Origin of the sequence: Streptomyces sp. SCSIO 75703, assembly GCF_036607905.1 — a bacterium.
Lineage (GTDB): Bacteria > Actinomycetota > Actinomycetes > Streptomycetales > Streptomycetaceae > Streptomyces.
Map to the genome: position 1 here is coordinate 3,351,021 of NZ_CP144555.1, position 14,648 is coordinate 3,365,668.

Below are 14,648 nucleotides of genomic sequence, written 5' to 3' on the forward strand. Positions count from 1 at the left end.
GTCGGGAGCGGCGTGCTTGGATGTCCCCAAGCTTGTGCGGCGTTCCGTCCCGAGCGCCACGGCTGACGGGGTATCCGGGACGCTGGAACGCCTTTCATGGCTCTGACCTGGGGGAATGACCTCCCCCTGGGACGGGGTTCCGGGACGCGGGAAGGGAACGGAACAGTGGCGGGGGACGAATTCTCCGATTTGTTGGGCCACTTGAAGGAGCGGTCGGGGCTCAGTTACGGCGCACTCGGGAAGCGACTGCACACGAGTACCTCCACGCTGCACCGGTACGTCAACGGAGATGCCGTGCCGACGGACTACGCACCCGTGGAGCGGTTCGCGCGGGTGTGCAAGGCCACGCCCGAGGAACTGGTGGAACTGCACCGGCGGTGGGTGCTCGCGGACGCCCGGCGGAGGCAGAGGGCGAGTGGGGCCACCGCCGAGGAGAAACCGCGGACCCGGGCGGCGGGCGGGGGCTTGGCCGGGACAGGGGGGACCGAGACCGGGGAGGCCGGGGCCGAGGAGGCCGGGGCCGAGGAGGCCGGGGCCGAGGAGGCCGGGGCCGGTACGGCGAGGCCCGAGACAACGGTGTCCGGGCCGGCGCAGCCCGGGATGGCGGAGGCGGGGCCCGCGCGGCCCGGCAGGACGGAGGCAGGACCCGCACAGCCCGGCAGGACGGAGGCAGGACCGGCGGCGGCCGGGCCGGTGCCGCCGGAGATGGTGGTCGAGGCCGGGCCCGGGGGTGAGCACCGGCCCTCGGCGAAGCGTCCCGTGGCCCGGCGGCGTACCGCCGTCCTCGCCGGGGCCGCCGCCCTGGTGTCGGTCGCCCTCGCGGCGGGTCTCGTGCTCGGCCAGGGCGAGGACGACCCGGACGGACGGCGGTCGGTGGGAGCGGCCTCTCGTTCCGTCGACGCCGCCGACGAAGGCTCCGGCGCCTCCGAGCCGGCCGACGCGAAGGGCCGGCCGGCCTCGCCGTCCGCCTCGCTCGGCGGCAGCGCGGCGCCGTCCGTCTCCGCCTCCGGGACCGGGGCGGCCGGTGCGGGCGGGGCGGCCCGGGACGGCGGGACCGTGAACGGGGCCGGCCCGCCCGCCGTCGCCGTCAATCCGTACAAGTGGGAAGGACCGTGCAGCCAGCACTACCTGGTCGACCGGAAGCCCGAGCGGGTGTCGCCGCCCCCGAGCGAGCCGGACGCGCGCGGGTGGGTCACCGCGCTGGGCGGGGTCGCTGGCGGGCAGCAGTTGCTCGCGCTGACCGTGCAGGGCACCGGCGGCGCCACCGTCGTCCTGGAAGAACTGCACGTACGGGTGGTGGAGAAGAGCGCGCCCCTCGCCTGGAACGACTTCGTGATGGGCGTCGGGTGCGGAGGCGGCGTGGAGACGACGGCCTTCGAGGTGGACCTCGATGCCGGGCGGCCCGCGCTCACCCCCAGGGCGGGTCAACGCGACTTCCCGTACAAGGTGAGCGAGTCCGATCCCGAGGTCTTCTACGTCTTCGCGGACGCGCGGGCGCACCACGTGAGCTGGTACCTGGAGCTGACCTGGTCCAGCGGCGACCGGCGGGGCACGGTGCGCGTCGACGACAACGGCTCGCCCTTCCGGACGAGCGGGAACGTGGGCCGGCCCGCGTACACCCATCCGCTCGGTTCCTCCGAGTGGGGGCGGGACGAGGTGAGCCCCGACATCCCCGGCTGAGCGCGGCCGGGAAGAACGAGGGGTAGGGGTTCCGTCGGGGCACGTGTCGAGTCGTGCACGTCCTCACCCTCGTCCTCGGCCCGGTCCGGTCCGGCCCGGTCCGGCTGCATGACATCCGCGAGGGGAGAGGTTGTCCGGCCGGGGTAAACCACGAGGGCGGCAGCGGCTGTATCAGGGTGGAACTGCTCTGATCCCGAAGGGGGACGCTGGAGATGGTCGAGCCTGTGGTGGTGGTCGTGGCGCTCGCGGGTGCCCGGCTGGTGTACGCGCTGGTGGCGCTGTGGACGCGCCCGGCGTGGGAGCGGTCGTGGGCGCACGCCGTGGCCACGGTGGTGCGGGCGTCCGGGCCCGGCGGCGTGGTCGAGGTCACCCGCGCCGACGGTGACAGACTCACGGCACGCCGGGCCGCGAAGCCGACGGAACCCACGGAACCCACGGAACCGACAGGGAACACCCAGGCCCCCCAGTCCCCCCGCCGTGACCGCGCCCCCGGCCCGTCCCCGGCGCCCGCAACCATCCGAACCATCACCCGGACCACCCCCCAACCCACCACCCGGACCACCCCCCGAAACAGCGCGCGCACCACCCGCCGCACCACCGTGGCGGCCCCCCGATGACCGCCGAACCGGCCCTGTGGGCACGCGACTTCGAGACGTTCTTCGCCGAGTCCCACGCGCGCCTGCTGGCCCAGCTCATGATGGTGGCCGGCAGCCGGGAGGACGCGGAGGACTCCCTCCAGGAGGCGTTCGTCGAGGCGTACCGGGTCTGGGACCGCATCGCCGGGTACGAGTTGCCCGAGGCGTGGGTGTACCGGGTCGCCGTCCAGCGGGTGTGGAAGGCGGCGCGGCGACGCCGCAGGGGCCGGGAGCGGCTGCCGGACCTGCCGGTGCCCGTCCGGGCGAGCCCCGAGCAGAGCGCGGAGGCCCGCGAGGTGCTGGCGCTGCTGGCCGCCCTGCCGCCCCGCCAGCGGATCACCATGGTGCTGTTCTGCCTGCACGGCTGGACGCAGAGCGAGATCGCCAAGGCGCTGCGGATGACGCGGGGCGGCGTCGCCGCGAACGTGTCCAAGGCCCGCGCGACCCTGAGGGAGGCCCTGGACATGGCGGCGGACGACACGACAGGCCGGGACCCCTTCGTGGCCGCGCCGGACCCGTCCGGCATCGGCCGGTTCACCCCGGCCGGGCCGCCCGGACCGGCCGGCCCCTCCCGCGACCCCGTGGTCACGGCGCTGCGCACCACGGAGGCGTGGCTGCGCGCGGCGCTCCAGGCGGCCCCGGAGACCCGGGAACGGGCACGCGCCGCGCTGGCCCGACGGCTGGAGGAGTGAGCGTGGGCACGCTCCTGGGGTGGGCGCGCGGGCTGCTCGCGGTGGGGCTGCTCGCCGGCTTCTACGTCGTGGCGCTGGCCCTGCTCGCCGCCGACACCGCCCTGGTCGCCGTGGTGCTGTGGACCATGGCCGAGGCACCGGCGCGGGCGGGCAACTGGTCCCTCGCCGTGGGCGGCAGCATCCCGGCGGTGGCCGCCCTCGTGTACGGCGTCGCCACGGTCAGCCGCGTGGAGACGCGTCCGCCGGGCGCGGTCCTGGTCCGCCGGGCCGAGGCGCCCGGCCTGTGGCGGCTGGTCGAGGAGCTGGCCGGGCACCTGCGCACCCGCCCGCCGGGCCGCGTCTGCCTCACCCCGGACGCCAACGCCTCCGTGTCGGAGGAGGCGCGGCTGCTCGGCTTCGCCGTCGGGCGGCGCACCCTGTACCTCGGCGTGCCCCTGCTGCGGCTGGAGCCGCTGGAACTGCGTGCCGTCCTCTGCCACGAACTGGGCCACTACGCGGGCCGGCACACCCGTTTCGGCGCGCTCACCCACCGCGGGGCGGCCTCGCTGCGGTCGACCCTGTTCCGGCTGCGGATGACCGCGCGGTCGGACGGTGCCCGGCTCGGGTACGCCTGGCTGTTCCAGGCGGTGATCGGCGCCTACGCGTGGCTGTACCTGCGCGTGTCGCTCGCCGTGCGCCGGCGTCAGGAACTGGAGGCGGACGCGGAGGCGGTGGCCCTGGCCGGGCCGGCGGCGACGGCCGGGGCGCTGCGCTCGGTCCACGCGCTCGGCACCGCGTGGGCCGGGTTCGTGAGCCGGTTCCTGCGGCCGGTGCAGGGGGTCGGGTTCGTCCCCGAGGACGTGTACGAGGCGTTCGGCGCGATGCTGGACGATCCGCTCGTCCGGGAGCGGACGGCGGCGCTGCGCGCGCACCCGGTCGAGACGGCCCGCTCGCCGCTGGACTCCCACCCGCCGTTGGCGCGGCGGCTGGCGCTGATCGAGTCCCGGCCCGCCGCGGAGCCCCGCGTCACCGTCGGGGAGGAGCCGCTGCTCACCGACCGGGCACCGGTCCTGCGGGTACAGCGGAGACTGCTCGCCGAGGCGGGCGGCCCGGCGACCGCGCTGCCGACGGCGGTGTGGGCGGAGGTGGCGGCCGAGGCGTTCGCCATCGAGCCGGCGAGCCTCCTCCTCGACGCGGCGGGCGGCACCGAACCGTCCGCGCCGCCCACCCTCGCCACCGTCCTCGGCCTGCTGGAACACGACGCCGGCGACCCCGGCAGCCCCGACGACCGCGCCCACCGCACCCACCCCGGCGACCGCACCCACCGCGACCACGCCGGCGTCCGCGCGGAACTGCTGCGCCGCCTCACCGACGCGGCCGACCCCGAAGCACAACTGGCCGAAGCCCTCTACGCGTTGACCGGGCAGGCCCTGGCCGGGGCGGGCCGGGCGCGCTGGGTGCTGAGCTGGACGCGGGGTTACGTGCTGGAGTGCCCGCGGGACCCGGACGGACGCCTGGAGGCCCTGGTGACGGACGCGGCCCGGGACCGTGCGGGGGTGCGCGCCCTGCGCGGCGAGCTGACGCGGCTCGGTCTGGACGTCGGGGCGCCGGTCGTCCTGGCGCTGCGGACGGTCGCGGCGCCGGCCGGGCGGACGACGACCAGGCGGCCCGCCCGGCGCGCCCCGGACCTGGTCGTCGAGGAACTGCGGCGCCAGCGGAGGGTGGCCCGGGTGACGGTGGGCGCGCTGGCCGTCACGGCGATGGTGTGGGTGGCGGCGCTGATCGGGGCGGACCCGTACCGGCCGAGCCCGCCGCCGTACCGGCCGGTGCCTCCGCAGGGGCCGCTCCAGCCGACGGTGTCCGCCCCGGTGCGGCTGCCGGACCCGGGCCTCGGCGAACCGCTGCCCTGGCCGAGCCTCACGGCGCGGCTCCCGGTCCCGTCGGTCAGCCCGCCGATCGTGCCGCTCGACCCGGACGGGTGAGCAGGGGCGGTGCCGGTCGGTTCAGCGGCGGCGGCGCGGCCGTTCCGGCGGCGGTTCCCCCTCCGTCCGCCACCAGGAGAACCTGTCCTCCCGGCGCCACGAGCGCCCGGACTCGCGCCCCGGGAAGGAGACGTCGGCGGCGGGCTCCGTGCCGGGAGGGCCCGCCCCCGGTCCGGCGCCCGGCTCCCAGGCGAAGGGATCGGCCGCCGAGCCCGCGCCGGCCGCCGCAGGCGGTGCGGACCCCGCGCCGGCGTCCCCACGCGCACGGGAGCCCGCCGGTTCACCGGCCGCCCCCGTCGCCGCACCGCCGGCCGCTCCGGGCGTCGGCGGGGCCGTACGGCGGCGGTCGTACGCGGCCCGCCGCGCCGGGTCGAGCAGGGTCTCGCGGGCCCGCTGCAGGCGCCGGAAGGTCTCCGCGTCACCGCCCCGGTCGGGATGGCCGGCGAAGGCCCGGCGGCGGAACGCCCGGGTGATCGCGGACCGGTCGGCGTCGGACGGGACGCCGAGCACGGCGTAGAGGTCGGGTTCGCCGTTTGGGGTCATCGCACCGCGACCTCGGCCCGGCGGCAGACCAGCCGCCAGGAGGCCCGGTGCGCGGGGCCGGAGAGCCCCGTCCCGTGGCCCGACACGAAGGTCACCCAGCGCCGTCCGGCGAGGTAGCACCAGACGTCCAGGGCGTGTTCGTCGCCGCGGTAGTGGAAGTCACCCCGGTCGAGGACGTCGCCGTCGAGGAACGGCCACTGCAACCGGGCCTGCGCCTCTTCGGGAAGGTGCCCCATGAACCCCCGCATCCGCGCCGACAACGGCACCGTGCCGCCCCCGGGCCCGCCCTCCCCGCCCCCGGGCCCGCCCTTCCCGTCCTTCCCGTCCTTCCCGCCGAAGGGCGCCCGGGACGCCTTCCGTACGACCACCGCGTGCCGCAGCGAGGCCGGCACGAAGGGCACCACGGTCAGCAACTGGGCCGGGCCGCCACGGTCGTTGACGGTCGGCGTGCACTCGGCGAGACCCCGTTCCCCGAGGACCACGGCGTACGGGCGCTCGCCGCCCCGGTGGCAGTACGCCCACCAGTCGACGACCGGCCCCACCCGGGCCTCCATCCGCTCGCGCACCCCCTCGCCGAGCCGGTCCCACCAGTACTCCCGCCCGGGCCGGTCGACGAAGCCGAGCCTGCCGGCCTCGTACAGGGGCCCCGCGACGTGCCGCTCCGCGGGAGGCCCCCCGCCCCGCCGCTCCAGGGCGCCGCGCCGTCCCACCGCCCCGCCCCGCCGCACCGGCCACCACGCCATCCGGCCCCTCCCCCGAAGCCCGCGAAGTGCCCATTGTCCTCACCCCGACCCCACCGGGAAAGAGCCCGCCCGTCCGCCGTACGCGCGGTCGCCGGGGCGGCCCCGGGTCCGGAGCCGAGGCGGCGCGTCAGCCGTATACCACCGACCAGGGGCGGGGGCCGGCCAGGGGGAGGCCGGCGCGGGCGGCGGTGTGATCACGGGCGAGGACGCCGGCGGCCAGGTCGGCGAAGCGGGCGGCGGCCGGGTGGGCGCCGCGGCCGGCGGGCCAGGCGCCGCCGACGCGCAGGGTGAGGGGGCGGCCGGCCAACGGCCGCCAGGCCACGCGGGGTTCCTTGCGGGCCACCGGGCCCTGGTCGAAGGCGACCCCGTGCCCCGCCGTCACCAGGGCGAGCAGGAACTCCGGGTTGGAGGCGTGCCGTAGCCGCCCGGGGACGAAGCCCCCGGCCCGGCACACATCGAGGACCCGGTCGTACCGGCCTGGCGCGTGGGCGCGCGGGAAGAGCACCAGATCGTGGCCCGGCAGTTCGCCGAGCGACACCTCCGGCAGCCGGGCCAGCGGCGAAGTGCGCGGCAGGACGACGCCCAGGTCGAGGGCGACCTCGGGGCCCAGTCGCAGTCCGGTGGCGTCGACGGGATGGTGGACGAGTCCGACGTCCAGGCCGCCGGAGGCGAGCAGCCGCACCTGTTCCCCGGTGGTCACCTCCTGGAGGTCGACGGAGAGCCCGGGGGCGTGCTCCGCGCAGGCGGTCAGCAGGGCGGAGAGCACGGCGGCCGTGGTGTCGGGCGGCACTCCCGCGCGGAGGGTTCCCAGCGCCCCGTCACCGGCGCGGCGGGCCAGGGCGCGCAGCCGTTCCTCCCGGGCGAGGAGGTCGTGGGCCTCCTCCAGCAGTGCCGCACCGGCGGCGCTCAGCCGGACCCCGCGCTGCGAACGGTCGAACAGCTCCGCGCCGAGGTCCCGCTCCAGCCGCCGGATCGCCTGGCTGAGCGGCGGCTGCGCCATGCCCAGCCGCTCGGCGGCGCGGCTGAAGTGCAGTTCGTCGGCGACGGTGACGAAGAGACGCAGGTGGCGCAAGAGATCCACGCCCGGGATCGTACGGGAAGCGCCGCCTGGCGGCCGGCACGACGGAACGACCCATCGACGGCAAGGGGTTCACAGTGATCGAGGAACGCGTCCGGCAGGTCTTCGCCGGGGCGGGCGCCGAGGGGCAGGTGCACGTCCTTCCCATCGACTGCCCCGCCGAGGCGCGGAGCGGACGACGTACGGGGGACGCCCGGAACTCGGGAGGCGCCGGGAACTTGGCGGGCGCCGGGGACACCGGGCGCCCCGGGGACGCCCTGCGCTCCGGTGCGGAGGCGGACGCCCGGCGCTCCGGTACTGAGGCGGAGGCCCGGTACTCCGGGTCGGAAGCGGGCGGCCGGGAGGTCGCCGTGGGCGCCGACACCCCCGTCGTCATCGCGTCGGTCTTCAAGGTGCTGCTGGTGCTGGAGTTCGCCCGGCAGGCCGTCGCCGGGCAGCTCGACCCGCGCGAGCGGGTCCGGGTGACCGCGGCCGACCGGCTCGGCGGCTGGGGCACCGCCGGCTGCCTGGACGACGTCGAACTGTCGTTGCGCGATCTGGCCCACTTCGCCCTGTCCGTCAGCGACAACACCGCCGCCGACGTGCTGCTGGACCGCGTCGGCCTGGACACCGTACGGCTGCTCGCCGCGAGCCTCGGGCTGGAGCGGACCCGGATCACCGGTGGCCCGCGCGACCTCCTGGAATCGATGCTCGCGGAGACCGGGGCGCGCGACGAGGCCGAGTTCGCCGTCCGCTACCCCGCCCTGCCCGACGAGCGCAAACGGCGGCTGGCCGTACTGGACCCCCGCCACACCACCGCGAGCACCCCCCGCGACATCACCCGGCTGCTCCGTCTCGTCTGGGACGACACCGCCGCCCCGCCGGACGCCTGCGCGTTCGTACGGGACTTGATGGCACGGCAGGTCTTCCGGCATCGGCTGGTGTCCGGCTTCCCGGATGACGTCGCGGTCGCGGCCAAGACCGGCACCCTGCCGGGACTGCACATGGAGGCCGGCGTCGCCCGCTACCCGGACGGCGCGCACTACGCCATCGCCGTCTTCGCCCGCACCCACGACCTGGCCGCCTCCCGCACCGCGGTGGACGCCGCGATCGGCCGGGCCGCGGCACTCGCCGTCGGCCACCTCCGGGACGGGAACCACCGCCGCTGACCAGGCCGCATATGCGTTCGCGTATCGACCGGGGCGTGTTCCGGTCTTGGACAGGCGCGTTCACGCCCTGGTCTGCTCGTCCCATGACCCAGGACACCCACGTCACGGGCGGGCCGGACGTGCCCTCCCGCCGCCGCCTCGGCCGCCGGGCACTGCTGCGCGGTGCCGCGCTCGGCGCGACCGCCCCGCTGATCGCGGCCTCGGCCGCGACCGCCACGCCCCCCACCGTCGCTTCCGCCTCCCCGGCCGGGAGGGCCGGAAGGGGCGGGCGGGGCCCTGCCCCCGGCGCGGCGTCGTTCCGCTGGCTGGGCACCGCCGGCTGGCGGATCGACGTGGGCGAACGGACCGTCCTCTTCGACCCGTACCTCACCCGCTTCCCCACGGGCCTCTTCGACGGCGGCTTCGACCCGAAGACGCCGCTGCTGTCCGAACCGGACACCGTGGACGCGCACATCGGCCGCCCCGCACTCGTCCTGGTCAGCCACTCCCACTGGGACCACCTCGCCGACGTCCCCCACATCGCCAAGACCACCGGCGCCCGCGTCGTCGGCACGGAGACCACGTACCACCTGCTCGTGGCACTCGGCGTGGCCGCGGAGCACATCTCCGTGGTGAAGGGCGGCGAGGTGATGGACTTCGGCGGCATCACCGTCGAGGCGGTGCCGAGCCTGCACAGCCGCAACAAGGCGTACTCCTACTTCGCCCCCGGCACCCTGCACGCCCCGCCGCCGACCGCCCCGAGCACCATCGCCGACCTGCCCGAGGGCGACACGCTCGCCTTCCGGGTGACCGTCGGCCCCGACGGCCCGTCGGCCTTCCTCATGGGCGCCAGCGACTTCGACGAGCGCGCGGTACGCGGCCCGCGTCCCGACCTCGCCATGGTCGCCGTCCCCTCCAGCACCGTCACCCCCCGCTACGTGCCCCGCCTGCTGACGGCGCTGGGCCACCCCGGCGTCGTCGTCCCCGTCCACTGGGACAACTTCGAGGTGCCGCTGGCCGGTACGCCCGTGCGCGACCCGGCGATGGACCTCGACGCCTTCCTCGCCCAGGTCGGGAAGGCGTCCCCCGCGGCCCGCGTCGTCGTCCCGGACTACCGGACGGTGTACGACGCCGCGTTCCGCCCGACGGGGCGCTGAGGGGCCGAGGGGCGGGGGACGTCCGTCTCCCTCAGCCGATGGCGACGACCCGGGCCCAGGAGGGCGGGGCGTCCGGGACGTACTCGGGACTCTCCTCGTCCACCGCGCGGGCGGGGCGCGGGAAGAGACCGACGACGGTACGGCAGGGCGGCGGGACCGAGGGCCACGGCGTCTGCCCGTCCGTCAGCGCGACGATGACGTCGGGGCGGGGGCCGGAGCGCAGCGCGCGGGCGAACCCGGAGCGCAGGTCGGTCCCGCCCCCGCCGATCAGCGTGAGCCTCTCGGCGCGGCAGAGCGGCACGGCGACCCCGGCGGCCTTGTCGCAGGAGATCACGGAGACCAGGTCGCGCCGTCCGCCCACCGCCCGCGAGATCGCGGCCACCTCCAGGAGCGCGCTGCCCAGCTCGCCGTCGCTCACAGACCCGGAGGTGTCGATCACGACGCACACCCGGGGCGGTGTCCGGCGCAGGCTCGGCAGCACCACCCCGGGCAGGACTGCCGAACGCCGCGACGGACGCCCGTAGCTGTGGTTCTCGCCCGCCCCTGGTGCGCCCGCCGCCGAGCGCACCGCGGCGCCCAGCAGCCGCTGCCAGGGCTGCGGCGGATGGAACGCCTCGTCCGCCCACCGCGTCCACCCTCGCGGCGCTTCGCCCGGCCTCCCCCTGATGCCCTCGGCGACGCGGAATCGGACGGCGTCCCGCTGTTGCGCGGTCAGCCCGTACGCCCCGTCGGGCCCCAGCTCCCATGGCCGCTCGTGCCCGTCGGCGCCGCTGCCGCAGTCCAGCCAGGCCAGGTCGCCGGTGAGCCCGGACATCGACGACGTCCGCAGGTACTCCTCCATCAGCAGTCCGTCGGGCAGCCGCAGCATCGACGGCAGTACGGCGCCGGTGGGCAGGGGAAGGCCATCGCCGTAAATGTCGTCGTTGATCTCGAAGTCGGCGGCGATGTTCCGCCGCAGCCGTGCCCGTTCCCCGTCCCGGGCATGGCCGGGACGGGCCCGCCCGCGCGGCCGGTGGTCCTCGTGTTCGCGCGCGTACCCTTCGCTGCGGGCGTGATGGTCGCGGAGCAGGTGGGATACCTCGTGCACCCAGACACCCGCCAGTTCCCCGACGGGGGTACGGGCGACGAAACCGGGGGAGACGTAGCAGCGCCAGTACGCGTCGACCGCCATCGTCGGCACCGACGGGTCCTCCACGACGTGCAGGGCGAAGAGCGCGTCGGCCAGGTAGGGGCGGACCTTCACCGCGTGCAGGCGGGCGGCCAGCAGCTTGTCCCGGTCCAGGGGCAGCGGGGCACGGTCCGCGGACCGGCCGGAGGGGCCGGACGGCGGCCCGGCGCCGGCGCCCCGTGCGGAGCGGGGCGGCGCGGGGCGCGGGAGCGGCCGGGGCGGCGGAGCCGGCCGCAGACCCGGCGCCGTGCGGCCGTCGGACCCCGGCCGCACGGCCTCCCGCCCCTCGCCTCCCGGACGCGGCCCCGCCTGCCCGTTCGCCCCCGTCATCGGCCCGCCCCCGCCGCCCCGGTGCCGGTGCCGGTACCGGCACACGACCCGTGCCCGCCTCCGCCTCGGCCCCCGGTGGCCGCCGCGACCCGCCGCACCGACCGGTCCGCGCGCCGGGCGAGGCCGATCACCGACGCCAGCCGCTCCACGGCCGCCGGCACCTCCCAGTCCGCGCGCCGCAGCGCGGCGAGGGTCCGCGCCGGGGCCACCAGCAGGTCCGGGGCACCGGTCTCCAACGCCCTTACCAGCACCGCCCATCCGGCCTCCCACCGTTCCCGTTCGGGCCGCGCGCCGACGGCGGCCACCACCGCGTCCAACGCGGCCTGCCGCAGGTCGCCGCGTACGGGCAGCTCGGCCGAGGCCGGGTCGGCCAGCAGTTCCTCCGGGTCCGGAAGGTCCATCCGGTCCAGGTGGGCGAGGAGTTCGAGCCCCGGACCGTCGCCGACCGCCCCCCGGACCAGGAGAGCCAGTACGTCCCGGGAGACGGAGGCAGCCGTGGCGAAGGCCAGCAACGTCAGGGCGGCCTCCCAGCTCCGGGGCGAGGGCCAGGCCCCGCCGCGCCCCGTCTCGGTGGTCGGCAGCCGGTGGATCAGCGTCGGCCGGACCGCCAAGAACCCGCACACCGCGTCCCGCGCGAACCGCACGGCCTCCGCCAGCCGTTGGGGCGCCAGACGGGGCAGCCCGGCCCGGGGCCAGACGCCGCCGAGCCCGCGGACGACCACCTCCCGGTCGTGCACCCAGTACAGGTGCACGAACCGGTTGGCCAGCGGCGGGCTCAGCTCCCACCCGTCCGCCGCCGACGCGCGGGGGTTGGCGGCGGCCACGATCCGTACGCCGGGCGGGAGCCGGAGCGCGCCGACCCGGCGTTCCAGGACGACCCGGAGCAGGGCGGCCTGCACGGCCGGTGTGGCGGTGGAGAGCTCGTCGAGGAAGAGCAGTCCGCGTCCCGCCCGGACGAGTTCCACGGCCCACTGCGGCGGCGCCATCGGCACGCCCTGCACGGCGGGGTCGTCTCCGACGACGGGCAGGCCGGAGAAGTCGGACGGCTCGTGGACACTGGCGATGACGGTGGTCAGCGGCAGCCCGAGGGAGGCGGCGAGCCGGGTCAGGGCCGCGGTCTTGCCGATGCCGGGCTCGCCCCAGAGCAGGACGGGCAGGTCGGCCGCGACGGCGAGGGTGAGTGCTTCGAGCTGGTCGTCGGGGCGCGGCTCCGTGGTGGAGGACCGGAGGAGGTCCAGGAGCTCGCCGGCGACGGAGAGTTGGGCGTCGGTACCGAGGGTGGGGGTGGGCTCGGGGGTGGGCAGGGGGGCACTGGGGTTCATGGGCATCACCCGGGGTGGTTGGGGGAACGAGGGACCTCTCGTCCCGGAGGAAGGGCACGAAGGGGTGTGGCGGGCCCCGCGGGGCCCGGGCACAGGGCCTACAGGCCGTCGGAGGGGGCGTGGCCGTTTCGGGGACGGGTCCGGCCGGCGCGCTTGCGGCGCAGGACGGCGGGCGTGTGCCGGTCCGGCCGGAGCCGGTGGCCCGGCTCGGCGGCGGCGGGATGCGCGGTGACGAGCCCGGCCCGGAAGAGACCGTGGCCGACACGGCGGTCCGCCGCCGACTCCAGTGCCTCCCGCAGCGGTCCCTCGCGCAACACGGCGCCGGGGCCGAGCAGCGCCTCGACGACGTCCAGCGCGCCGACGACGTCACCGTGACCGAGCCGCTCCCGGACGGCGGGCAGCGCCTCCGGGGTGCGGTGGACCGCGTCGATCGCCCGCAGGCACGGCAGGGCGGGGCCGCCGAGCGCCACGAGCAGGTCCTCCCGGCGCAGTTCGTCCGGCGTATGGTCGACGGCCGTCAGCACGCCGTCCCGCAGGGCGATCCGGTGCACCTCGCCCCGGCACTCCACCCGGTGCGGATCACCGCCGGGCGGGTCACCGCCCTCGCACGCGGAACCGGCGGCCGGGATCGCGTCCAGCGCCGCGGCGACCAGCGGATGCAGTCGCCCGGCCGGGACCAGCCCGGCCCGCAGCAGTTCCAGATCCGGAAGGCGCCTGACCGCGGCCTCGGGCAGTACCGGAAGCGCGGCGATCTCCTGCGCGGGCAGCGCGTGCCGCAACGGCCGGAGGGCGGGGGCGTGGCTGTCGTCGGGGGCGGCGAGTTCGAGCACGGCGCGGCGCCGTGCGCCCAGCCGTACGGTGAAGGCGCCGCGAGACCGGCCCTCGGCCCGCAACAGCAGCTCGCCCTCGGCAGCCCAGCGCCCCACCGCCAGCGACGCGTCCGGCCCCGCCACCGCGGGCATCACGGCCGGCACCCCGTCCTCCGAGCGCCGGGCCAGCTCGCCGCTGCGGGAGGCGTCCCACAGGTGCCGGTGCAGGTCGAGCCGGAAACGCCGGTCGGGATACGGGTGCGGATGCTGTCCGGGGACGCCGTGGCCGGGCCCCTCCCACAGGGCGAGGGACATCCGCTGACCGCCGTCGGCACGGGCGGGCGGCGTCCGCACCACCAACCGCAGCGGCGGGGCGCCGGGACGCGGGTAACGGGCGAGGGTGAGGGTCAGACCGGGCCGCAGCCGCCCGTCGGGGGCGCTCCGGGGCATGTGCCAGCGGAGCAGGTCGGGCGCCAGCCGGCGCAGATCCGCCCGGAGCCGAGCGGCGAGTTCGGTGCCGTGGCGGTCGCGCACGGCACGCGGATCGAGGTCGACGTCGACCCGGGCGGCGGCGCAGGCCCCCGCCCAGTCACCGGTCGTACGCCGTGCGGTCGCGGTGTCGACCATGGACGGTGGCACGGCGTACTTCCGCACGCGCTGCCACATCAACAGGCGGGCCGGAATCACGTGCACGCGGTGAAGTGCCATCAGCACTCACCTTGCGCGAATGATTCCCCCATCCCACACGAGGAGTTCGTCATCGCGGGCATCGTAGACACGCCGTCACGCCCTTGTCAGCCAATTTCCCGCCGCCGCACGGCGCTTCGCCCCGCGCGGCCGGGCGAGTGCGTACGCTGCGGACATGGCATGCCGCATCAGCGAACTGGTCATCGACTGTGCCGACCCGGAACGGCTCGCGGCGTTCTGGTGCGAGGTCCTCGGCTACGTCGAACTCGGCCGGGAGGACGACGGAGGCGTCGAGATCGGCCCGCCCGACACCGGCTTCGGCGGCCCCCGGCCCGTCCTGGTCCTCAGCCCCACCAGCGCCCCCCGGGCCGGGAAGCTGCCGCTGCACCTCGACGTCAGCCCCACCGACCGCGATCAGGACGCCGAACTGGAGCGCCTGCTCGCCCTCGGCGCGCGCCCCGCCGACATCGGCCAGACCGGCACTGAGACCTGGCACGTCCTCGCCGACCCGGAGGGCAACGAGTTCTGCCTCCTCCGCAAACGCGTCCCCTCCCTCTGAGCCCGGCCCCGCCCTCGCCGGCACCCGCTCAGCGCGGCGTCCTCCTGCGACGGGGTGGGTGCGCGGCGGGCGGAAGAGTTCGTACGGCCCCAGGCATGCGGCGGCGAGGGGGGCGAGGCGTGCGCCGCATCCGCAGGCCATGTCGGGCCGCCCGTGC

General features: G+C 76.9%; 13 protein-coding genes. 7 read left to right on the top strand and 6 right to left on the bottom strand.

What is annotated here, in order from left to right:
• Nucleotides 1-165 precede the first annotated feature (165 nt).
• From VM636_RS14575 to VM636_RS14590, 4 genes are all read left to right on the top strand, one after another.
• On the top strand, nt 166-1,680 hold the full coding sequence (locus tag VM636_RS14575) for a helix-turn-helix domain-containing protein (protein ID WP_338484726.1): 1,515 nt from the start codon (nt 166-168) through the stop codon (nt 1,678-1,680).
• A gap of 212 nt (nt 1,681-1,892) precedes the next feature.
• Nucleotides 1,893-2,297, top strand: coding sequence for a hypothetical protein (locus VM636_RS14580; RefSeq protein WP_338484728.1), 405 nt, complete (start codon nt 1,893-1,895; stop codon nt 2,295-2,297).
• Nucleotides 2,294-3,007 (top strand): sigma-70 family RNA polymerase sigma factor, encoded by a 714-nt coding sequence (locus VM636_RS14585; RefSeq protein WP_338484730.1) that lies wholly within the window; start codon nt 2,294-2,296, stop codon nt 3,005-3,007. Before VM636_RS14580 ends, VM636_RS14585 begins: the two co-directional genes overlap by 4 nt.
• Before the next feature lie 2 nt (nt 3,008-3,009).
• Complete coding sequence (locus VM636_RS14590) at nt 3,010-4,968, top strand: M48 family metallopeptidase (protein WP_338484732.1); 1,959 nt, start codon at nt 3,010-3,012, stop codon at nt 4,966-4,968.
• 21 nt (nt 4,969-4,989) lie between these two features.
• Here VM636_RS14590 and VM636_RS14595 read toward each other — a convergent pair whose 3' ends face one another.
• The 3 genes from VM636_RS14595 to VM636_RS14605 all read right to left on the bottom strand — a co-directional run bounded on the left by VM636_RS14595 (nt 4,990) and on the right by VM636_RS14605 (nt 7,335).
• On the bottom strand, nt 4,990-5,511 hold the full coding sequence (locus tag VM636_RS14595; protein ID WP_338484734.1) for a J domain-containing protein: 522 nt from the start codon (nt 5,509-5,511) through the stop codon (nt 4,990-4,992).
• Nucleotides 5,508-6,254 carry a hypothetical protein gene (locus VM636_RS14600; protein ID WP_338484736.1) on the bottom strand — a complete coding sequence of 249 codons (747 nt, stop codon included), beginning with the start codon at nt 6,252-6,254 and terminating at the stop codon, nt 5,508-5,510. The genes VM636_RS14595 and VM636_RS14600 overlap by 4 nt, the downstream gene beginning before the upstream one ends.
• Nucleotides 6,255-6,381: 127 nt before the next feature.
• The gene (locus VM636_RS14605; protein ID WP_234312829.1) at nt 6,382-7,335 is read right to left on the bottom strand and encodes a LysR family transcriptional regulator; all 954 of its coding nucleotides are present in this window, start codon (nt 7,333-7,335) and stop codon (nt 6,382-6,384) included.
• 74 nt (nt 7,336-7,409) lie between these two features.
• On the opposite strand from VM636_RS14605, the gene VM636_RS14610 reads away from it, so the two are divergent.
• Nucleotides 7,410-8,480, top strand: coding sequence for a serine hydrolase (locus tag VM636_RS14610; RefSeq protein ID WP_030423181.1), 1,071 nt, complete (start codon nt 7,410-7,412; stop codon nt 8,478-8,480).
• A gap of 83 nt (nt 8,481-8,563) precedes the next feature.
• A complete protein-coding gene (locus VM636_RS14615) occupies nt 8,564-9,616 on the top strand; it encodes an MBL fold metallo-hydrolase (protein WP_338484739.1) in 1,053 nt (350 codons plus the stop codon).
• Between the two features lie 31 nt (nt 9,617-9,647).
• Here the strand turns inward: VM636_RS14615 and VM636_RS14620 are convergent, their stop codons facing one another.
• The 3 genes from VM636_RS14620 to VM636_RS14630 all read right to left on the bottom strand — a co-directional run bounded on the left by VM636_RS14620 (nt 9,648) and on the right by VM636_RS14630 (nt 13,953).
• On the bottom strand, nt 9,648-10,904 hold the full coding sequence (locus tag VM636_RS14620; protein WP_338486378.1) for a VWA-like domain-containing protein: 1,257 nt from the start codon (nt 10,902-10,904) through the stop codon (nt 9,648-9,650).
• 206 nt (nt 10,905-11,110) lie between these two features.
• Nucleotides 11,111-12,436 carry a MoxR family ATPase gene (locus tag VM636_RS14625; RefSeq protein ID WP_338484742.1) on the bottom strand — a complete coding sequence of 442 codons (1,326 nt, stop codon included), beginning with the start codon at nt 12,434-12,436 and terminating at the stop codon, nt 11,111-11,113.
• A gap of 98 nt (nt 12,437-12,534) precedes the next feature.
• Nucleotides 12,535-13,953 carry a hypothetical protein gene (locus tag VM636_RS14630; protein WP_338484744.1) on the bottom strand — a complete coding sequence of 473 codons (1,419 nt, stop codon included), beginning with the start codon at nt 13,951-13,953 and terminating at the stop codon, nt 12,535-12,537.
• 154 nt (nt 13,954-14,107) lie between these two features.
• Between VM636_RS14630 and VM636_RS14635 the strand changes: the two genes are divergently transcribed.
• A complete protein-coding gene (locus VM636_RS14635; RefSeq protein ID WP_030423351.1) occupies nt 14,108-14,491 on the top strand; it encodes a VOC family protein in 384 nt (127 codons plus the stop codon).
• The last annotated feature ends 157 nt before the right edge of the window (nt 14,492-14,648 follow it).